We start from the raw sequence: 20,477 nt of genomic DNA, 5'->3' as shown, positions 1-20,477 counted from the left end.
AGAGGTTTCCTTCAGCCTTTGGTTATGTCGCGAGCATGTAAGCGCCCATAAGATTGGCATCTCCATGAAAATGACAGGCTTGTACTGTAGGTAGTTCTGGAATATCGGAATTGCGAGCCTGGATAGACTGGAGACTGGCTTGTACTCCTGCTAAAAATTCTCTATTTTGGCTGATAGCTCCGCCAAGAAAAATATCCTTGGTACCAAGACAGTAGAAAATAGTAATCAGGCCTAGGGCTAGTTCGTCATACATGTTTTGTAAGGCTGTTTGGCAGACTGGATCTCCCTCTGCTGCCGCCTTGTAAATCGCGACTCCGTCCCAATCTAGCTCTGCTTTTGCTCGACGTACACCTGCAACCATATTGCCAGTAGATGCTTTTTGAGACCAGTTCGTTAACGGGTCAGACAACATATAGCCAAACTCACCAGCATAGCCTTTCCACCCGCGAATGAGTTTTCTATCTAAAACGACTGCCCCTCCGATGCCTGTTCCAATCACGACACAGGCAAAATTTTCCAGTTCTCCTTGAGCAGCTAATTGGCTAAGGCCGACACAATTTGCATCATTTTCCATAAAAATTGGTAAATTCAGAAATGCCAATATGTCAAACCAGGACGGCCCGTGAATATAAGGCACCGCACTAATTCCCGCTACAATCCCGGTCTTCGGGTCGACAGAGCCAGGCAGACTGATGGAAATTGCTAGGACATCTGAAGTCGGTCGAACCTGCTTTTCTATCCAGTTGACTAAGTCAGCCAAACTTTTTGGAGTTGGACAACTCTCTCTTTGGAGAATCTCCTTGTTCCTTATCGCTGCAAACTTGACATCTGTCCCTCCAATATCAAAACATGCAATCGTCATAAACTCCCCCTACTCTAAAAGCTCAGTTCGAATTTCTTGGGAATGAATCCGAGAAGCATCTCTTGGAATTTCGTGCTCCAGCAAATCAAGACAGGTCGCTTGATGGCCTTCTAGGACAACTTCTTCGTCTGCCATATTGTAGTAGCGTAGAACAGTTGATTGCCCATCTTCTGCTCTTTTTAGGCTGGTGATACAAAGTCTGTCATCTGCCAAAGCTGGGTGTAGGTTGACAAGGCTGCTTGAGGCAATGCTACCGGCATGTTGGCTGATTTGTTTGGCAAGAAGACTGCTTGAAAAAGATTTTGCTCGGCTATAAGCAGCATATTTGTCCTTGCTAGCATGAAGTTCAATCGCAAAATCTACTTGGAACTCTCGTAAACATTGAGCATCTGGTGTTGGGAAATAACCCCAGTCTCCCAATTCTCCCGTAGCTCTCAAGACAGTTAAGGCCAATTCTGACTGATTTACTACCTCGTATTCATGTAATCCCTGACTGGACAAAGTAACAGCTCTGCTTTCTTCCGCTAGAGAAACAAAAGTTCTGTGACGTTGTGCAAAACTTGGATTTTCCCAGTATTTTGATGGCGTATTGAAACGAACAACTGTCTCAAAAGTTGAGTCGGCTTCGTGGCTATCAGCGGTCAATCCTGTCGCAATCATCGCCCGAAGACGATGGTCCTTCATCTGGTTGGTAAAGGTTGCTGTGACATGAAGTTGCGGTGAATGGTCATACAGAGTAAAGGTCACCTGAATTGGCAAGTCCATCAACTGTTCAGAACGACTACTCTTGCGTTTCATACATTCGACGAGCTCAATCTGCTCAGCTAGTAAGCTTTCAGCCGCACTAACAGGCACCGCAAGACGAAAATCTGATGTGAAGCGTTGCATTGCACCAATACGTTCTAATGAACGAAGATTTTCTGCGTGTGCTCTGACCACTTCTCCATCAGCTGTCTGTACGAAAATGTATTCATTTCCCATGTCGCCCACATCTTCAAATGAAAGGAAATTGTCTACAGTGCGTCCTGTCGCCTTTTCCGTCAATTGCAGCCCCTTGCCTTCTTGAAAGGAAATCGCAAGGAAGTCATTTTCAAAGGTAAGGGTTTGTTCTTGAGCAGTTTCTTCCACTTCAATGAGTTGGAAGGTCTTCCAAGACAAGGGCGGCATATCTTCCATTGGTACGGTCACGCGCAATTTCCGAGCGAATCCTGCTTGTCTAAACTTGTCTTTTGGCAAGGTATAGTCAAAAATGACACCCAAATCTTCAATTTTCGCTGGAATCCGATTGCCCTGAGCATCAGCTACACCGAGATTTGGTAATGGCAATTGCTCCAGTTCTGCATGTGTTTGAGCTAACTTTCCAGCCAATAGGGCTTCTTTTTTCACGGTCAAATCCACCGAAACAGTCTTGGTTTGACGATGGGGTGTTGGATTAACCACCGTAAATGCCAAATCCGATAAGTCTTCCGTTTGCAGTTCTTTTGCCCATTGGTCAAATGTCCGGTGCAATAAGAAATCCCCGACCTGTTGCACACGTGCCAAGCGCACTTCCATTTCACGGTGAACGTCGTCAATACTACAGCCACAGATGCTATCGTGAGGAGCATTTTGCAACAATAATTTCCATGCATAAGTAAGCTCATCACTAGGATACTTTTGACCTGACATGATAGCAAACGGTTCAACTTCTTCCGCTAAAAGAGTGCTGGCTCGGTCAAATGCCTGCTTCAGATAGATGCGTGTAGAGGCTGTGTTGGCCAATGTGTACCAACCATCCGTTTCTTGACTAGTCAATTCACCCTTGACCACTGACAGACCTTGCTGGTTCGCCGCTTTTACAGCTTCTGTGTAGGTTTTGAAGTCACTGTGAACAAAGTCGATATCTGGATACAATTCACGCGCCACACGAATGGCTTGACTCAAATTCTTTTGAACTGGTTGATGGTCACAGCCGTTCATAAAGAGAAGGTGAGAGGTCGAAGCATACTTGCGGGCATCAGCCAATTTCTTGTCCCAGAAAACTTTTGCTGCGCTTGGCTCGACTGGAATTTCATTACCGTTACTGTACCAGTTGGCGAACAAAATTCCCAATACCTGACTGTCATCTGCACCTTGCCAAGTCATTTCAGAAAATGAAGATTGGAAAACGTCATCTGAGAGGACTTGGTTGTCAAATCCAATCGGCTTCACACCGCGTCCAAAGGCAACTGTGTCCAATTGAGACAACTTGGCCAGCTGAGGAATTTGCCCAACATTTCCGAAGGTATCCGGATAATAGCCTACCGGAACATGACCTTCTGCCCCCCACTTTTTACTCTCCAAGTGACCAATCAAAGCATTCCGCGCATGCGCTTCATCCGTAATCAAGTAATCATCTTGTAAGATATAAAATGGACCAACTTTCAATCTGCCTTCATGGATATAGTGCAAAAGCTTGTCACGATTTTGCGGTCTAATTTCCAAATAATCATCAAGAACAATAGTCTGCCCATCTAGATGAAAACTCTTAAATTCAGGATCTGTCTCAAATAATTCGAACAAATCTTCGAAAAGCTCTACCAAACGCATCCGATGCGCTTCCAAAGGCAGATACCATTCACGGTCCCAGTGGGAATGGGAAATAATATGAACTGTTTCTCTCGTCATCTTACACCTCCACTTTCATATCATAATAATCCAACACTAATTCACAAAACATCATATTGGCCCATGAGAACCATTCACGTGAGTAGAGACTTGGATCGTCTACATGGAAACTTTCGTGCATGACACCTGTTCCACCATCGCAGGCAACCAACAAGTCCAAGATACGTGCTTTTTCATCCTTGTCTCTCGTTGTCAGCCCCTGAATAGACAAAGCAATTGGCCAAATGTAACGATAAAATGTGTGACTAGAACCTAGACCAGCAGCGTGACTTCCTTCGTAGTAATAGGGATTTTCAGGACTCAAAATAGTTTTTCGAGTGGCTTGGTAAATCTCATTATCAATCGAGCAATAGCCCAAATACGGTGCCGCAAGCAGGCTTGGTACATTTGGATCATCCATAATCGAAGCATGTCCAAGTCCATCCACCTCAAATGCAAAAACGGTTTCCCCAGCTGCATTCTTGGTCAGACCATGCTCCATAATCCCCGCATCAATGCTACTACGAAGACTATCAATCCGCTCTAAAAGAGTCAGATCTAAACTGTTCGACATGGCTGGCAAGATTTCCATCGCGTATTCCAATACTACTACAGCAAACATATTGGACGGAACGAGATAAGGGTAGATGCAGGCATCATCACTCGGTCTAAAGGCAGACCACGTCATACCAGTATAGGCGCATTCTGGCCCCATCCCATCATTGACCAATGTATCTTCTTGACGGTCTGTATCACGGACAAAACGGTAACTTGACTTCGCTGCATGATCTTGCTCCGTTTCCCAGACAGTCACAATCAGCTCCAAGGCTTGGAAAAACTCCTGGTCGAATTGAGCTGATTCTCCTGTCACCTTCCACAGCAAATAGGCTAATTGCAGCGGATAACAAAGCGAGTCCACTTCATACTTGCGTTCCCAAACCCAGCCAGTCAAGTCTGTGTGGTCAGTTTCGTGATGACCATTCCAATTGTCTGTTTCATTGAAAGAATTGGCGTAAGGGTCTTTTAAAATCAACCGAATTTGACGTTTGACCAAACCCAAAATCGTTGCTCGAAGTTTTTCATCTTCCTTGGCTAAGAACAAGTAAGGTTTGAGCTGGGCAGTCGAATCCCGTAGCCACATGGCAGGAATATCACCGGTCAAGACAAAACTCGTTCCATCTTCTAAAATTTTAACAGTATTATCCAAAGTGTCCGTGTAGCAACGACTGAAGACTTTCCCCCAAGCAGGATGGTCACTGGTTTTTTCAATAATTTCTTGCAACCATTTGTCCACTTTTTCTTTTGTATATAACATAAATTCCTCCAAATCTAAGGTTTGACTCTATCTCAAGTATAGTTTAATAAACCAAGCCAAAATTCGTCATACACAAATTAAATACTTTCTTCTACAAAACTTTTCAGCTCATTTGTTCAGGCATTTTTCGCCGTAAAAACATGATAAAATAAGGAAAAATCTACAAAACCGAGGATATATTTATGAGTATTTTGGTAACAGATATTGATACCCGAGTTGGAACCTACAATAGCCATGCCTTTTCAAATGGCAATACCCTTCCCCTGACGGGTTATCCTTTTGGAATGAATTATTTTGCACTACAGACAAACCATGATAAGGGTTCTTGGTTTTTCAATCCTCATGAACCGGTTTACCAAGGCATTCGGTTGACCCACCAACCGAGTCCTTGGTTGGGAGATTTTTCTTGGCTGTTAATGACACCGATGACGAGTCGTCCTAAGTCAACAGACATTTTTTTCCGTCAATCGAGTTATCATCGCGATTGGGCTATCTTCTCACCGCACTGCTTGCAGATTGATTCCACGCGTTATCAGCTAAATACCGAATTGGTCCCAACCTTGTACGGTGCTTGTCTCCACATGGAGGCCGAAGATGCTATTCAACTAGCGCTTTATGCACCTGGACTGAGCAGTTACCTGCAGGTTGATGACTTTACGATTCAGGCCCGTTTGGAAAATGCTAGTGAGACGCAAGATCCACATTTCGCCATGTATGTCCGGTTCTGCTTTGACCAACCAATCCAATTTTTTGAGAATTTAGATGCGGAGAAAAAGGAAGAATTGACTGGTCAAGAACTGCATACCTTGCTTGGATTTTCCAGTCAGTCTGTTCATTGTCGACTGGCAACCTCCTTTATCAGCCCAGAACAGGCCAAATTCAACCTGAGCCAGATCCAAGACTTCGCGACAGAAGCATTTGCCACCCAAGCAAAATGGCAACAGTTGCTAGACCGGATTCAAGTTACAAAAAAAGGCACTGCTTCTACTGATATGTTTGGTCACTGCCTCTACCGCACCCTACTCTTCCCTCAAACCTTCTACGAACTAGATGAAAAAGGAAAAGCATGGCATTATGACACAACTAGTCAATCTGCTCGACCAGGAAAATTTTTTACCAATAATGGTTACTGGGATACTTTCCGTTCCAACTACCCGCTACTAAGTCTCTGCTACAGTGATTATTTGGAGCAATTTTTAGAAGGTATTTTAACTTTCTACCACGATACAGGCTATTTACCAAAATGGTTGTCGCCAGATGAGCGCGGTATCATGCCGGGAACTCTGGTAGATGGCGTCATTGCTGACGCTTGCCAAAAAGGTCTGCGACCTGACCTCATGCCACAATTATTGGAAGCCATGATAAAGACCAGAGAAACTCCTGATCCGACTCTTCGTTACGGCCGTCACGGAGCTGATGTTTTTGAGAAATATGGTTACCTGCCAAATGATTTACACGAAAGCGTCAGTCATACCTTGGACTATGCTTACAGTGACTACTGCATAGGCAAGGTAGCCAGTCATATTCAGCCAGAAATCACAGACACATACTTGGAAAAAAGTCTCGGTTACCGGCAATTATTTGATTCTAAAAAGGGCTATATCCGCTCAAAAAATCGACAAGGGCAATTCCGCGATGATTTTAATCCTTATACTTGGGGGAGAGATTACGCAGAATGCTCAGCTGTTCAAGCCAGTCTTGCCCCTCTCCACGATATAAAGGGATTGATAGACTTGATGGGTGGACAGGAAGCCTTTCTCGACTACCTCCTCAAGCTCTGCAAGGACGACCCTACTTTTTCTGTTGAGGGCTACGGATATGAAATCCATGAAATGAGTGAAATGGCTCAAGTTGAATTTGGGCAATTCGCCCTATCCAACCAGCCTAGTTTTCACATTCCTTATCTTTTCCAGTGGACTGACAAACCCGAATACACCGCCATCTTGCTCCATGCAGCACGAAATCAACTCTTCAAACCAAGCTTTGATGGCTATCCAGGCGATGAAGATAACGGCTCCATGTCTGCTTGGTATATCTGGTCCTGTCTCGGATTTTACCCTGTCTGTCCAGGAAATGGCGACTACCAGCTCGGTTTGCCACTCTTTGAGGAAGTAAAAATTTATGTGTCACAAACTAAAAACTGGCTCACACTTCATTGTGAGAATGCCTACGAACATTTCCAATTTCTTGCAAAAACGACGATAGATGGTAAGGCTGTTCACTCTATCCAGCACGACCAATTACTCAAAGCGCAGCGAATTGATTTTAGTCGCTCTATCTTTCCATAAGAAAAAATCTCTCAATGATTTGAGAGATTTTCTTATGCCTTAGCCGCTTCCAATTGCTCACGATACACTTTCGGTGACTCGTTGCAGAAACGCTTGAATATCTTATAAAAGTAGCCGACATTATTGTACCCAACTTGGAAACAGATTTCTTCAATACTCTTATCCGTTGTCATCAATAATTGTTGCGAAACCTTGATACGCTGACGATTGAGCAACTCTGAAAACGGAGCACCTGTTTCTTTTTTGATAATTTGCCCGAGGTAGACGGCATTTAAGAAAAGACGATCGCTCATCATTTTCAGCGTCAATTCCTGCTGGTAATCTTCGCTGACAATTTTCAAAACAGCTGTGACATGGGCGCTGTAACGATGCGCTTGACAGAGAGCATTGACCTCATCGCGTACGTAATCTAGCATCTGCTCAAGACTATGGTATGAATGAATAGCATCCACTACAATGTGGAAATTGTCCGTATCAAACTTATTTAGATGCTGGTAAACTTCTGACATGAGTTGAACGAAGATTTGCTGCGTGAGATACATGGGCATTTTTCGTGCTTTTAGCATGCCTGCAACTTCTGGCAACAAGCTGACAAAGTCCGAAAAGAGTCCCGTTGTTAATTTATCCGACAAAAGTTTATAGGGATCTTGCGCGTCACTATCTGCTCGAATTGGCGTATCCGCGTAATAAAAATATTGCTGCACTTCTTTGTAGATATCGTGAATCTGCTCAATTGAAAATTGGCATTCCTCCACATACAAAAAGTTTCCTTCTGGTTTTTCTTGCCATAGAGCAAGTACAATTTTTTTACCCAAGACCGTCGCTTCATGCTGGCAAATAGCCTCCACCTGCAGCGTATGTCCCGCCGTCAAATAGAAAGTCTTGTCTTGAAACTGGTCCATATCCACATGCTTTAGACTCTCTTCGTGGCCTGCCAAAAATTCACGCGCCCAAGACCAATTGCCCTGACGACGATTAGCCACCAACCGCGCCAAGATATCTGTTAAAGCCGCACAGTCAACTGGCTTCACCAGATAATCCACTACTCCAAGAGAAATTGCCTGACGAGCGTAGTTAAAATCTTGGTAGCCAGACAAGACAATACACTTCGTCTCGGGAGAGCGCTTTTTCAACTCTGCAATCATCTCTAAACCCGTCATGTCCGGCATGGAAATATCTGTAATCACAATATCCACTGGATGTTGGGCTAGGTAGTCTAAGGCTGACTCTGCATTTTCATCCGTATGGACGATTTCAAGTCCCAACTCCTCACAGGGAATCAATTTTTTCAACCCTTCTACAATCATATATTCGTCATCGACCAACATTACTTTTTGCAATTTCATACTCCCTCAATTCTAATCAAATAGGTCAGTCCACCAAAGGGACTATTTTTAATTTCCATCTGGTAGGCATCCTTAAAATACAAACGAAGTCGCTGATGAATATTCTGGATACCTACAGAATTAGTCTCTAGATATCGATCCGTTGCCACCATTTCTTGGTATTCCGCCAAGGTATCGGCTGGCATTCCCTTCCCATTATCCCGAATCAAGATACAAACCGCTGATTGTTCGCGGTAAACTTTAACGCTAATTGCATTGGATTTTTTCTTATAATCCATCCCATGGATGAAGAAATTCTCAATCAGTGGTTGTACAGCAAACTTAGGAATTTCCACATCACGGCAATCTGCTGCCACCTGATAAGCGTAGGCAATAGATTTTGGAAAGCGTAGCTGGCAAATATAAGAAAATTTTTCGCAGAACTCCAGCTCACGTTGGATGGTCGTCGTCTTTTCTTGCGAAATGCTGTTGCGCATCAAGCTACTAAACTCAAAAATCATATCCCCCAATTCATCCTGGTCATGCGTGACCGCATACATCCGGAAAAATTCCAGCGTATTATAGAGAAAGTGAGGATTGATTTGCGATTGCAAGGCTCGTAAATTCGCCTCCTGCTGGGCCAACTCCAAGCTATAGATTTCTCGATTTGATTCCTCCAGATAGTCCAACATTTCATTGATATTAGTTGAAATCGTCAGCAATTCTCGCCGCTTATGTTCTAGATTAATCCGTAAATCACGGTCCCGTCCGGTGATATTTTGCATGGTCTCTACCAAGTCACTCACCTGATTGCCATAATTGGCAAATACCCGTTGCAAGATGAGTAAGAGTAAGATACCGACAATCAAGCTCAGGCAAGTAATGCCACCTACCAGTTTGACAATATCCATCCGAATATCCGATCGCTTCACACCGATTTGTACTCTAGAACGCTTTCCTAGATTTTGCTCATACAGTCGAGTGTCCTCGGCGGTACGCAGGTGATAAAAGGGAGAATCATTTAAGCGAATGTTGACATAAACCGGGAGGTCAGTCCGATCAAGGACTAAATTTTCAAAATAAGAGGTATCAACCGTGATATAGACAATAGCAATGACCTCAAAATTTTGCTGGCTATGGACAGCAATAGAAAAGGAATTTGGGGGCTTGTGGTAGGCTGCTGCAGGAATTTGTCGGCCATTTTTCATCAGACTGGTTGAAACGAACACCGTTTTCCCACTTGTCAGCGCAATATCAATGCCCTTGATAAACTCATTTCTCCGGTAAATGTCTGCGATGTTTTGATGGAGGGATGGATTGGCCAACCAACTATCTGACTGGTCTAGATTCCATTTTGCGTACTCTCCAGGAGACAATTCAAAATATTTGTAAACTCCTTCTAAACGAATGTCGTTATGGAAAATATCATAAATCTCTTCCGATGCCATACTGTACATGCGATTGGCATCTGACTCCAACTGGGTCGCCAAATCTATCTGCATTTTTTCCAGGTCTCTGTAATAGGCTTGGCTATTGTTGATAGAGATGACACCTGCAAAAACTAACAAGATACAAATGGTAATAATCGAATATAGTCGTAAGAGCGAATCAATCAAGAATTTTCTCATAAGCCCCCCTCTTTGATGACACCTTTTTATCTTACACTAACTGAAATCGTTTTACAATTCCATATTATAGGACTATTATACCATTAAAATACAGGCACTCCGTAAAGCTCGACATAGTCCTATATTTTGTAGAATGCTTGGTATTATTTGTACAATTCTTTTTTTCAACCATGTGCTAAGATAAAACAGAGAGACGAATACTGAGGTGATAATATGATTCAATTTCCTAAAGATTTTCTCTGGGGTTCTTCGACTTCGGGGGTACAAACGGAAGGCCGAGTAGTTGGAGATGGAAAAGGCGACAACACTTGGGACCATTGGTTCCGAATCGAACCCGCAAAATTTCATCAGGAAATCGGTCCTGAAACGACTTCCACTTTCTACCAACACGTCGAAGAAGACTTGGATTTGCTCGTAGAAACTGGCCACACAGCCTTTCGTACATCTATCCAATGGAGCAGATTGATTCCTGATGGAGATGGAGCGATCAATCCAATTGCTCTTGAATTTTACGAGAGAGTCTTTCGTGGCGTCAAAGAGCGAGGTATCCAACTCTTTGTCAATCTCTATCATTTTGACCTCCCCATGGCACTGGAGGAAAAAGGCGGCTGGACCAAGCGAGAAACGGTCCTAGCCTACGAGCGTTATGCGCGTACTTGCTTTGAGCACTTTAACCACTGGGTAGACCGATGGATTACCTTTAATGAACCCATCGTCCCTGTCGAATGTGGCTATTTTTACCAATTTCATTATCCAGCTGTCATTGATGCCAAAGCTGGTGTGCAAGTCGCCTTTAACACCCAACTCGCTTCGGCCCTAGCCGTGAAAGCCTGCCACGATGTCAATCCTGATAAGAAAATTGGTATCGTCTTAAATTTGACTCCTGCCTACCCACGCAGTCAGCACCCCGCCGATGTCAAAGCAGCGCGGATTGCCGAATTATTCCAGGCCAAGTCCTTTTTGGACCCAGCTGTAAAAGGCACATATCCACCCGAGTTAGTAGAGATTATCCGACACCATGATTTGTTGCCTGAATTTCTTGAAGAAGACTTGGCTACCATCAAAAATCACACGGTAGACTACCTCGGCGTTAATTATTACCAACCACTTCGCGTGGCAGCACCAAAATATCTGCCCCATCCCGACTCCCCATTCTTCCCAGAATTCTACTATGACCACTACCAAATGCCAGGTCGCAAGATGAATCCTCACCGAGGTTGGGAAATCTATGAAAAAGGGGTCTATGATATCGCTAAAAATATTCAAGAACACTATGGAAATATCGAGTGGATTCTGACAGAAAATGGCATGGGCGTGGAAGGCGAAGAAAAATTCCTAGTAGACAATACCATTCAAGATGACTATCGGATTGATTTCATCAAAGGCCATTTGACTGAATTGCACCGCGCTATCCAAGAAGGAGCCAATTGCAAGGGCTACCTTGTCTGGACCTTCATAGACTGCTGGTCTTGGCTCAACAGCTATAAAAACCGCTACGGATTGGTTCAACTCGACCTAACCGACCAAAGTCGCCACATCAAAAAATCTGGATATTGGTTCAAAGAATTAAGCCAAAACAACGGATTTTAACTAAAGCATATTAAGATTAGTAGTGAGAAAATCTCCAACAGGAGAAATTACTCGCTACTTTTTCTTTATGATAAAGTCGAGGTCTCTTGTTAAGCGGTGGATATTTTAGAGGGAATGTTATCAAGGTATGTGCGCCCCAAGACGTCGTGTATTGAAACGGCATCACTATATCTACTGGCGCACCGGTCTTAGTCTTACAGTGCCGTCAAAAAACCTCTCCTATAATAGAAGAGGTTCTTTACTATGCCCAAGAACTGCTTAGACTTTCTGAACGAAGACAAACTTTCTTAGATGAGATGGTAACTCTAGCTCGGCCACTAACAGAATATGAAGTGCTAATCGCCATTCCTAGCATTGCGGAGACAACTGCTACAAGCATTATTGGGAACAAGAGGAGATTCGTCGCTTTCAGTCTGCCAACCTAACCAAATTTTGAAAAAATGACTGATTTTGACCTCTGAGCGAGGTGCTACAACATGTTATTTCCATGAAGCTCCTTGTGAGACTTAGCAAGTAGTAGAAAACACAAAAAATCGGATAGGCAACGCTTGGGGCACCTTATCCGATTTTACATCCCATTTGTAAAATAATCCAAATTTCCTAAAAGAGTTCATTCATAATATTCGCGCTTGCTTTATTTTATCAATATAATCACTAAGTTCTAAAACCAAATCATATCGCATAAATGGCGTGATAAGATAGATGCCATTAAAATGCTGGAGAGCCACATCAATTAGCCGCTTACTTTCTTCTAAAGCAAGTTCCTGACACTTTTCCTTATCATCTTTAACAGCCTCTAAGGAGTTCAAAAAATCTGACGATAATTCAATACCACGAACCTCATTATGTAAAAATACTGCGTTATTATAACTAGTTATCGGCATAATACCAATGAAAAATGGCTGCTCGTAACTAGATGTTAACTTTGCTAATTCCTCAATTACCTCTTCCTTAAAAATAGGCTGAGTAATAAAATAATCTGCTCCCGAATCAATTTTCTTTTCAATCAATCGACCAGAGCGAGCTAAATTTTTTATATTTGGATTGAATGCAGCTGCAACTGTAAAATTTGTAGCCTTTTTCAAATTCGCTCCACTATAACTCTGTCCTCTGTTGAGTCCTTTAATTAATTCAATAAGTTTAAAGCTGGTAACATCGTAAACACTGGTAGCCCCTGGAAAATCTCCTATCTTTGATGGATCACCGGTTATAGCTAAAACATGGTCAATCCCTAGAACATCCATACCTAGCAAACGTGATTGCAGCCCGATCATATTATGATCTCTACAAGTTAAATGAAGTAAAAATGGTGTAGAAATATTATTTTTCATTACTGCCGCTAGACTTAAGTTACAAATCCGAGTTCTAGCTAAGGAATTATCAGCAAAGGTAATTGCAGCAATATTACTAGCATCTAATGCTTGAATCCCCTCCTTAAATTTAGTTATATCAAGCGTTTTCGGAGGATCCAATTCAGCAATAACCGTTATTTCCCGTTTCACCTTATCAACTAAACTCTCTCCTTTTGAGTTTCTTGGAAATAATTCCGCCTCTTCAACAAGCGGAGTCACCTGCTTTTTATCAATTGGTGTCATTCCTTTTAAGGCACGCTTAGCGGCTTTAATATGAGCAGGTGTAGTCCCACAGCATCCCCCAATCAGACGAACCCCTTCCTTAGCTAATAGCACTGCTGATTTCCCAAAATATTCCGCGTTAGAAGAAAACTGGTAAGTACTCTCTTCTGCTGTATCTAATGACAAAAGACTGGCATTGGGATAGACAGCTAAGTATGCTTGAGCAAAAAGAGGAATTTGCTTAAGAGCTTGAATCATATGATAGGGACCTAGATGACAATTAAGACCGACTAAATCTACTCCTTGCAGGACCAATTGACTAAAAACTTCGACAACCGATTGACCAGAAGCCGTTAGTCCTACTTCTTGCAGAGAAATATTTGCAATAATCGGAAGTTCTGTTAGAGGGCGCAATGCCTTTACAACCGCCTGTAATTCCTCTACATCATAGTAAGTTTCTAAAAGAATGCCATCAAGTAACCCTGTTCCTAAAAGGTATCCTGCTTGTTCTAGTGTCTCTGCAACAATTTCTTCCAGAGCCAAATCACACTGACGAATCCCTCTAGAAGCTCCTATAGTACCAAGAACAAACGTATGTTCTCCTGCTACTTCTCGTGCCAACTGAACCCCAGCTTCATTCACTTCTTTAACCTGATTTTCATACCCATAAACTTTCAACTTATGCCTTTTAGCTCCATAAGTATTCGTTTGAATAATATCAGCTCCAGCTTCTATATAGGCTTTATGAATGTTCTTAATATCCTTTGGATTTGTTAAATTATACACTTCATAGCAATTATCTAATCCGTTACTATAGAGTAGAGTCCCCATCGCACCATCTGCTATAAGAATTTCATTTTTTAATCGTTCTAAAAGGTTTGCCATTGCTTCTCCTTTCAAAGATTAATTTCCAAAACGCTTACGAACTTTTTTAGTAGCCTGAACCAAAATTTCAAGTGCTGCAATTGTCTCCGGTTTCCGACGTGTTTTCAGACCACAATCAGGATTTACCCAAAATTGCTCTATAGATAATTGTTTTAGAGGTCGTTCGATATTGGCAACTACCTCATCTAATGTGGGTACACGTGGTGAATGAATATCGTAGACACCTAAGCCTATACCAAGAGGATAAGTTGCAGTTTCAAATGCTTCAATAATATCCCCGTGACTGCGACTAGTCTCTATAGAAATAACATCTGCATCCAAATCACGAATGGAATCGATAATTTCAGCAAAGTTTGAATAACACATGTGGGTATGAATTTGAGTGTTATCCTTAACAGATGATGTTGCCAAACGGAAGGCTGCAACAGAATCGTCTAGGTAAGCTTTTTGATTAGCCTTACGAAGTGGAAGTCCTTCACGAAGCGCAGCCTCATCCACCTGAATAATAGGAATACCAGCATCCTCTAACAGTTTGATTTCATCCTTAATAGCAAGTGCAATTTGGTTAAATAAATCTTGACGAGGAATATCAGTCCGCTCAAAAGACCAGTTAGTAATTGTGATAGGACCGGTTAACATTCCTTTGACAGGACGATCGGTTAGACTCTGAGCATAAACAGTTTCATTGACTGTTAATGGCTGAATATGTTGCACATCCCCGTAAATAATTGGAGGTTTGACTGCACGAGACCCGTAGGATTGTACCCATCCACTAGCTGTTGTCGCAAAACCGGCTAGTTTTTGTCCAAAAAACTCTACCATATCCACACGTTCAAATTCACCATGGACTAAAACATCAATGTCTAAGTCTTCTTGAATCTTAATCCAGCAAGCAATTTCAAATTTAATAAAGTCTTCATATTCTTGATCAGAAATCTGCTGACGCTTCCATGCTAGACGAGTACGTCTGACTTCAGCTGATTGAGGAAAGGAACCAATTGTAGTAGTTGGTAAAATCGGCAAGTTCAGTTTTTCTTGTTGGAGGGCATACCGGTCTTTAAACGGAAGCTGACGTTCCTTAGCAACACTGTTAAGGTCTTCTAGGACCACATGCCGAAAATCTGCTGCTTGTAAAGCTTCAAAAGCTGCCACTTTTTGAGAAAAGCTTGGGCTAGGTTCTACTAACCCACTTTGGTCAGCTAAAATACGTAATTCTTGTAACTTTTCATCTGCAAAGGCTAAACCATCTCTCAAAACAGGTTCTAATCCAGTTTCATTTTGCGTTGTAACTGGTACATGAAGGAGAGAACATGATGGTTGAATAACCACTTCTTTGACGTGTTCTTGAATCTTAGCGAGCAATTGTTGTGAATCCCGCAAATCCGTTCCCCAGACATTACGTCCATTAACTATCCCCGCAAAGACAACCTTATCTGCAAAATATCCAGCTTCTAGCGCAGCCACATTGTCCTCTAAACCATGAACAAAATCAAGACCAAAAGCTGCAACTGGTAAATTTGATAAGACTTTAGCATATACTAAACCTTCAAAGTAGGTTTGAAAAATCAGTTTAGCTCCAGGTACCTCCTTCGCAAAGTACGCATAAACTTTCTTTGCTGCTTCTAGATAGTCATGACCTTCGTCTGTTACAAAAATCGGTTCATCAACCTGAATATAGCTTGCTCCGGCATCAACCAATTCCTGAATAATCTGCTTATAAAGTGGTAGGAGACTCTTAATCGCTGCTGTATGATCCCTTACTCCCGATGATAAAGCGACATATGTAATAGGACCAGTAATAACTGGCTTAGCCTTGTCTCCTATCAAGTCACGTGCTTCTAAGTAAAGCTCTAAAAGACGATTATGCGACAATCTAGGTTTTTCTTTCGTCCATTCCGGTAAAAGATAGTGATAATTGGTATTAAACCATTTTTTCATGGCCGAAGCGACATGATCTTTATTTCCTCGTGCGAGGGCAAAATAAAGATCTAAATCATAGTCCTCTTCTGCAAAACGCTCAGGGATAATATTAAATTGAAAAGATAAATCTAAGATATGATCATAAAGTGAAAAATCACCAACTGGAATTAAATCAACACCAAGCTCCTCTTGTTTGATTAAGAATGCTTTTCGTAAAGCTTTTGCTTGAACTAACAAATCTTCTTGGCTAATGTCACCATTCCAATAAGACTCAATCAATTTCTTCCACTCACGATTTTCACCCAGTCTTGGATATCCCAAATTTGAAACTATTACCATAGTTGCCTCCTATCTGGTTATACTTTTTAACTATAACCTTTTTGTTGAGAATAATTTTACAATAACTACATAGACTATTACAATAGTTTTTATTATATTATTCCTTTATCCCAAGGTATAGTTTTTAGCTATATGTCAGATTTCCCCAATTGGTAATTTAAGTGCAACAGTAGTTCCCGTAGTGTGACCCCTTAGGAACAAACTCCATGAGTAAACCGTGAATGTTCACATTAGTCCCACATTCGTGAGATGAGTAGCTATCAATGCTGTTCAGTTCACTTCGTAAAGCAACAAAAATCATACAAGAATTAGGCAAGAAATTCAATCTGACGCTGTTACTCGATGTTCTGAAGTTGTCTCGCTCAACCTACTATTATCAGGTTAAGTGACTGACTATTTGATCACCTAAATAAATAAAAAGGACTAAAACCTGCACTTAGCAGACTTTAGTCCTTTTACATAGGGCATTTATCAATGAGGTGAAAAGGTTCACACAAATCACCAAGGTCCGCTCCTGCGTTTTCCAGCTATGCTGGCGACCTCCCTAGCGTCGAATGTGGTAAAACCACTACTCAGCTCATCGCATACATTTAGTATAGCATAATCAATTTCTCTTGTAAATAATTTTGCGCAGCCTTCCTGCTACTCTTCAACATCATTTCACTTTGAGAGAGTTTATCATTAAATACTATCTTATTTCCATCACCAATAGCTTTCAAATACACAACTAACTGATTTTTTTAATCTCTGATTGGTCTAGCTGAGACAAGTATTTCTGATAAGTCTTAGATTCTTTTGGCACGCTTAGTGTCGGGTCAATTTCTAATAATGGTACAAGTACAAAAGCCCTTTGATCCATATACGGATGGGGTACTCTTAAACGTTCAAGATCCATACGATCTTCTCCATAGAGCAAGATATCAATATCAATGGTACGTGGCCCCCAGTGTTCATGCCTAACCCGGTCCGGTTCTTTTTCAATGCGCTGGCATTCATCCAATAACTCCAAAGCACCTAACTCTGTTTCTAAGCAGGCAGCCACATTTAAAAAATCGTCTTGCTCAGTCATGCCCCAAGCCGGCGTTTCATAAAAAGAGGATACACTTACCAATTTGGTTTGAAATAGGTTTCCTACTAATTTTGACAGACCTGTCACTCGACCGTTACTTGGTAAGTAAGCTACATGAGCTACACCATAAAAAGGTACTAAGTGATGTTCACACATGGAATGAAAAGGAATATCCTTAACCAGCACCACTTCTTTGTGTCCTTCTGAAAAGACTGCTGTGAATTCATCCTTAGGATCCTTATCAAGTCCTGAAAACATTTCAGCATACATTTTAGCAACACGCTTTGGCGTATCGAGTAAACCCTCACGGTCAGGATTTTCACCAACCGCCTCTAATAGTTGGTAAACGGCTTGCTCAATTCGTTCTTCTTGTGTCATTATTGTCTCCTATTATGCAGGTTATTACTTACACGATAGAGCAATAACCTATCACTATATACAAAATATCATTGATAATCCTATCAATACTTGCTATTTTCACACTTCGTTTTTAGAGCAACAAGTTGCAACGGTTCCTTGGGACAGCCTAGCGATTTCTGTAGCCAGACAATGTCGCGCCATTCTCCCAGCTTATAGCCAACATGCTTAAAATGCGCCACTTGCTCATAACCACGTTTCTGATGAAAAGCGATTGACGGCTCATTCGGAAACGAAATACAGGCTAGAAAATTAAGAACACCTTGCTCAGCTAATGCTTCCTCCAAGGCATTATACAAGGCACTACCAACTCCCTTGGCACGCGCTGCTTGGTCGACATAGATAGACAATTCAACCGTCCAAGCATAGGCAGCCCGCCCATAATAGGGATGGGCATAGGCATAGCCTAAAATCCGACCATTTTCCTCCGCTACCAAGTAAGGATGCTTTTCTTGTGTCTCTAAAATGCGTTTTTCAAACTCGGAGACAGTCGGAACTTCCGTTTCAAAGGTAATGGCAGTTTCTGTCACATAAGGACTGTAAATCTCCAACAACTGAGCGGCATCTGCCAGCTGCGCAGCACGAATCTCCATATTTCACTCTCACATATCCGGTTTAAAATAATGCTTGCGGCAAACAGGTATATAGGTCTCATTTCCACCGATTTGGATTTGCTCCCCTTCATAGACAGGTTTTCCATCCACTGTCCGTAAGACCATGGTCGCCTTTTTAGAGCAGTACTGGCAGATGGTTTTGATTTCTTCGATTTTATCTACCAAGAGCAAGAGGTGCTCTGAGCCTTCAAACAATTGGTTGCGGAAGTCATTTTTCAAGCCAAAGGCCATAACGGGAACATCCAATTCATCTACCACACGCGCAAAGTCGTAGACATGTTGTTTGGTCAAAAATTGAGCCTCATCAATAAGAACGCAATAAGGTTTTGGATCTAACTGCTCAATATAGGCATAGACATCCATATCATCTGTGATAGCAATAGCCTCTCGGCTCATACCGATCCGACTGGCTACCACACCATAACCCGCGCGGGTATCCAAGGCAGAGGTCATGATGACGACATTTTTTCCTTGCTCTTCATAATTGTGAGCTACTTTAAGGATTTCAATCGTTTTTCCCGAATTCATCGAGCCATATTTAAAATAAAACTGAGCCATTCTTTCATTCCTAATCTTATAATCGTTCTTTCCATTTTATCATAATTCAAGAAATTCTGCTTTTACTTTTTATCAGCATAGGCTGGATTTGCCTGACGAACCAAGTGTCCATAGGAAGCCTGTAATGCCTCAAAAGCTTCTTCTACCTCGTTTGGCAGGTCTACTGCTGCGATAAAATTTCGTCCATTGGGACCGTAGCCAGTTTCATCATTGCGCAGACGAGGAATCTCGCCCATCAAGAGCTCAATATACTTTTCGACAGACCACATGCCCCACAGGTCAGACGGACGAAGACTCAATTCACCGTCTATTTCTTGGAAATTCGCTACATAACTAGCATAATTGAGCACCAATTGGTCGTCTCTACAGTATTTTTCGAGACAAGCCGACATGCGGTACTGCATGGTCGCATCTTGCGACAGTATCATGGATTTCCAGTCCAATTCCTTTTCCGCCAAAAGCTCCAGGAGATAGGTAATGTTATTGCCACAATTGGTCGAGGACACTTCTAACTCATCCGCCTGATAGCCATACTTTTCTAGCAAGATTGCTTGGAAAATCTCCGCCTCACTTGCATCTAAAATGTCCATATCAGGATAATCCAGCAACACATTCTCACGCAAGGCTGCCGTCGTGTGCCCGACTCCTCCAACGATAATGTAGTGCTTAGCGATTTGCTGACTCATGGCTTCTGCCAATACGTCAACACCTGCTAGGATGCTGCCACCAAAGAGGACAAAAACATCAACTTGTGACAGCCCATAACTCTCCTGCAACTGAACAGTACTCAGCATAGGAAGGTCTCTTCTTCCTAAAAATGAAGCTAATTGATTCAAAGCTTGCACGTGATTCATTCTGCATCCTCCTCTTGGCTCATGAAAACTTGGTCTGCTTCGGGAACTCCCTCTTCATCTGCACGTAACTTTTCTGCGCGCGCCGACAAGCCGTATTTCTCTCGTAAGGCTAAAATCTCCTGCATCATCGGCGACGCATGGTGCAGGTCCAAGGCCTCTTGATCTGACCAGCTGTCCACCAGCAAAATCGTCTTTGGATCCTCCATGGATTGAAAATAGTGATAGGAAAGATTGCCGGGTCTGTATCTAATTTGATTAACGAGCCCTCTCTCTGTCATTTCCGCAGCAAAATCCCGAGCTGCATTGTCTTTTCCCTTATAAAAAATATGAAAGATAATTGCCATATCATTCTCCATTTCTTTCAAAAAACGAACTGTGCTATAATAATACCATAAATTCAAAAGGAGAAAGCCATGCCATTTGTAAAAATTGACCTCTTTGAAGGCCGCACCGAAGAACAAAAAATCCAACTCGCACGCGAAGTCACCGAGGTCGTCTCTCGCGTAGCCAAAGCACCGAAAGAAAACATCCACGTTTTCATCAACGATATACCAGAAGGAACCTACTACCCAGCTGGTGAAATGAAGAAAAAATAAAAGCAACCAATTGGTTGC

The 20,477-nt window shown here is 42.2% G+C and carries 15 protein-coding genes and 1 pseudogene; 4 read left to right on the top strand and 12 right to left on the bottom strand.

The window, feature by feature from the left end:
• Window positions 1-22: 22 nt before the first annotated feature.
• The 3 genes from J2T50_RS05110 to J2T50_RS05100 are packed head-to-tail and all read right to left on the bottom strand — an operon-like array spanning window position 23 to window position 4,802.
• A complete protein-coding gene (locus J2T50_RS05110; protein WP_253364347.1) occupies window positions 23-862 on the bottom strand; it encodes an ROK family protein in 840 nt (279 codons plus the stop codon).
• A 9-nt stretch (window positions 863-871) separates the two neighbouring features.
• The gene (locus J2T50_RS05105) at window positions 872-3,508 is read right to left on the bottom strand and encodes an alpha-mannosidase (protein ID WP_253364345.1); all 2,637 of its coding nucleotides are present in this window, start codon (window positions 3,506-3,508) and stop codon (window positions 872-874) included.
• Between the two features lies 1 nt (window position 3,509).
• Window positions 3,510-4,802, bottom strand: coding sequence for a glycoside hydrolase family 125 protein (locus J2T50_RS05100; RefSeq protein WP_253364343.1), 1,293 nt, complete (start codon window positions 4,800-4,802; stop codon window positions 3,510-3,512).
• A 182-nt stretch (window positions 4,803-4,984) separates the two neighbouring features.
• Here J2T50_RS05100 and J2T50_RS05095 point away from each other — a divergent pair, with 182 nt between their 5' ends.
• Entirely contained in the window at window positions 4,985-7,090 is a 2,106-nt protein-coding gene (locus J2T50_RS05095) for a GH92 family glycosyl hydrolase (RefSeq protein ID WP_253364341.1), read from the top strand.
• Between the two features lie 32 nt (window positions 7,091-7,122).
• Here the strand turns inward: J2T50_RS05095 and J2T50_RS05090 are convergent, their stop codons facing one another.
• Both J2T50_RS05090 and J2T50_RS05085 read right to left on the bottom strand, forming a co-directional pair.
• Window positions 7,123-8,436 (bottom strand): response regulator transcription factor, encoded by a 1,314-nt coding sequence (locus tag J2T50_RS05090; protein WP_253364337.1) that lies wholly within the window; start codon window positions 8,434-8,436, stop codon window positions 7,123-7,125.
• A complete protein-coding gene (locus J2T50_RS05085; protein WP_253364335.1) occupies window positions 8,433-10,043 on the bottom strand; it encodes a sensor histidine kinase in 1,611 nt (536 codons plus the stop codon). Before J2T50_RS05085 ends, J2T50_RS05090 begins: the two co-directional genes overlap by 4 nt.
• Before the next feature lie 213 nt (window positions 10,044-10,256).
• On the opposite strand from J2T50_RS05085, the gene J2T50_RS05080 reads away from it, so the two are divergent.
• On the top strand, window positions 10,257-11,633 hold the full coding sequence (locus J2T50_RS05080) for a glycoside hydrolase family 1 protein (protein ID WP_253364333.1): 1,377 nt from the start codon (window positions 10,257-10,259) through the stop codon (window positions 11,631-11,633).
• Window positions 11,634-11,839: 206 nt separating this feature from the next.
• Window positions 11,840-12,054 (top strand): annotated as a pseudogene (locus J2T50_RS05075) (IS110 family transposase); the annotation flags it as partial.
• A 193-nt stretch (window positions 12,055-12,247) separates the two neighbouring features.
• Here the strand turns inward: J2T50_RS05075 and J2T50_RS05070 are convergent.
• The 7 genes from J2T50_RS05070 to J2T50_RS05035 form a co-directional block, all read right to left on the bottom strand.
• The gene (locus J2T50_RS05070; RefSeq protein ID WP_253364331.1) at window positions 12,248-14,092 is read right to left on the bottom strand and encodes a bifunctional homocysteine S-methyltransferase/methylenetetrahydrofolate reductase; all 1,845 of its coding nucleotides are present in this window, start codon (window positions 14,090-14,092) and stop codon (window positions 12,248-12,250) included.
• Window positions 14,093-14,110: 18 nt separating this feature from the next.
• On the bottom strand, window positions 14,111-16,351 hold the full coding sequence (gene metE / locus J2T50_RS05065; RefSeq protein ID WP_253364329.1) for a 5-methyltetrahydropteroyltriglutamate--homocysteine S-methyltransferase: 2,241 nt from the start codon (window positions 16,349-16,351) through the stop codon (window positions 14,111-14,113).
• A gap of 727 nt (window positions 16,352-17,078) precedes the next feature.
• Window positions 17,079-17,798 (bottom strand): 2-amino-4-hydroxy-6-hydroxymethyldihydropteridine diphosphokinase, encoded by a 720-nt coding sequence (gene folK, locus J2T50_RS10540; RefSeq protein ID WP_301282810.1) that lies wholly within the window; start codon window positions 17,796-17,798, stop codon window positions 17,079-17,081.
• An 83-nt stretch (window positions 17,799-17,881) separates the two neighbouring features.
• A complete protein-coding gene (locus J2T50_RS05050; RefSeq protein WP_253364327.1) occupies window positions 17,882-18,430 on the bottom strand; it encodes a GNAT family N-acetyltransferase in 549 nt (182 codons plus the stop codon).
• 9 nt (window positions 18,431-18,439) lie between these two features.
• Window positions 18,440-19,009 (bottom strand): thymidine kinase, encoded by a 570-nt coding sequence (locus J2T50_RS05045; protein ID WP_253364325.1) that lies wholly within the window; start codon window positions 19,007-19,009, stop codon window positions 18,440-18,442.
• Between the two features lie 62 nt (window positions 19,010-19,071).
• Window positions 19,072-19,863 carry a YdcF family protein gene (locus J2T50_RS05040; protein WP_253364323.1) on the bottom strand — a complete coding sequence of 264 codons (792 nt, stop codon included), beginning with the start codon at window positions 19,861-19,863 and terminating at the stop codon, window positions 19,072-19,074.
• The gene (locus tag J2T50_RS05035; protein WP_253364321.1) at window positions 19,860-20,207 is read right to left on the bottom strand and encodes a putative quinol monooxygenase; all 348 of its coding nucleotides are present in this window, start codon (window positions 20,205-20,207) and stop codon (window positions 19,860-19,862) included. The genes J2T50_RS05040 and J2T50_RS05035 overlap by 4 nt, the downstream gene beginning before the upstream one ends.
• A gap of 69 nt (window positions 20,208-20,276) precedes the next feature.
• Here J2T50_RS05035 and J2T50_RS05030 point away from each other — a divergent pair, with 69 nt between their 5' ends.
• The gene (locus J2T50_RS05030; protein WP_253364319.1) at window positions 20,277-20,459 is read left to right on the top strand and encodes a 4-oxalocrotonate tautomerase; all 183 of its coding nucleotides are present in this window, start codon (window positions 20,277-20,279) and stop codon (window positions 20,457-20,459) included.
• The last annotated feature ends 18 nt before the right edge of the window (window positions 20,460-20,477 follow it).

Origin of the sequence: Streptococcus gallinaceus, from assembly GCF_024170225.1 — a bacterium.
In the GTDB taxonomy this organism is placed as follows: domain Bacteria; phylum Bacillota; class Bacilli; order Lactobacillales; family Streptococcaceae; genus Streptococcus; species Streptococcus gallinaceus.
This window is presented reverse-complemented; position numbering and strand designations above follow the sequence as displayed.

Coding starts and splice junctions, on each gene's coding strand:
- metE (WP_253364329.1), bottom strand. CDS start 16,351: ATGGTAATAGTTTCAAATTTGGGATATCCAAGACTGGGTGAAAATCGT.
- J2T50_RS05035 (WP_253364321.1), bottom strand. CDS start 20,207: ATGGCAATTATCTTTCATATTTTTTATAAGGGAAAAGACAATGCAGCT.
- folK (WP_301282810.1), bottom strand. CDS start 17,798: ATGACACAAGAAGAACGAATTGAGCAAGCCGTTTACCAACTATTAGAG.
- J2T50_RS05030 (WP_253364319.1), top strand. CDS start 20,277: ATGCCATTTGTAAAAATTGACCTCTTTGAAGGCCGCACCGAAGAACAA.
- J2T50_RS05090 (WP_253364337.1), bottom strand. CDS start 8,436: ATGAAATTGCAAAAAGTAATGTTGGTCGATGACGAATATATGATTGTA.
- J2T50_RS05105 (WP_253364345.1), bottom strand. CDS start 3,508: ATGACGAGAGAAACAGTTCATATTATTTCCCATTCCCACTGGGACCGT.
- J2T50_RS05045 (WP_253364325.1), bottom strand. CDS start 19,009: ATGGCTCAGTTTTATTTTAAATATGGCTCGATGAATTCGGGAAAAACG.
- J2T50_RS05080 (WP_253364333.1), top strand. CDS start 10,257: ATGATTCAATTTCCTAAAGATTTTCTCTGGGGTTCTTCGACTTCGGGG.
- J2T50_RS05100 (WP_253364343.1), bottom strand. CDS start 4,802: ATGTTATATACAAAAGAAAAAGTGGACAAATGGTTGCAAGAAATTATT.
- J2T50_RS05085 (WP_253364335.1), bottom strand. CDS start 10,043: ATGAGAAAATTCTTGATTGATTCGCTCTTACGACTATATTCGATTATT.
- J2T50_RS05070 (WP_253364331.1), bottom strand. CDS start 14,092: ATGGCAAACCTTTTAGAACGATTAAAAAATGAAATTCTTATAGCAGAT.
- J2T50_RS05040 (WP_253364323.1), bottom strand. CDS start 19,863: ATGAATCACGTGCAAGCTTTGAATCAATTAGCTTCATTTTTAGGAAGA.
- J2T50_RS05095 (WP_253364341.1), top strand. CDS start 4,985: ATGAGTATTTTGGTAACAGATATTGATACCCGAGTTGGAACCTACAAT.
- J2T50_RS05110 (WP_253364347.1), bottom strand. CDS start 862: ATGACGATTGCATGTTTTGATATTGGAGGGACAGATGTCAAGTTTGCA.
- J2T50_RS05050 (WP_253364327.1), bottom strand. CDS start 18,430: ATGGAGATTCGTGCTGCGCAGCTGGCAGATGCCGCTCAGTTGTTGGAG.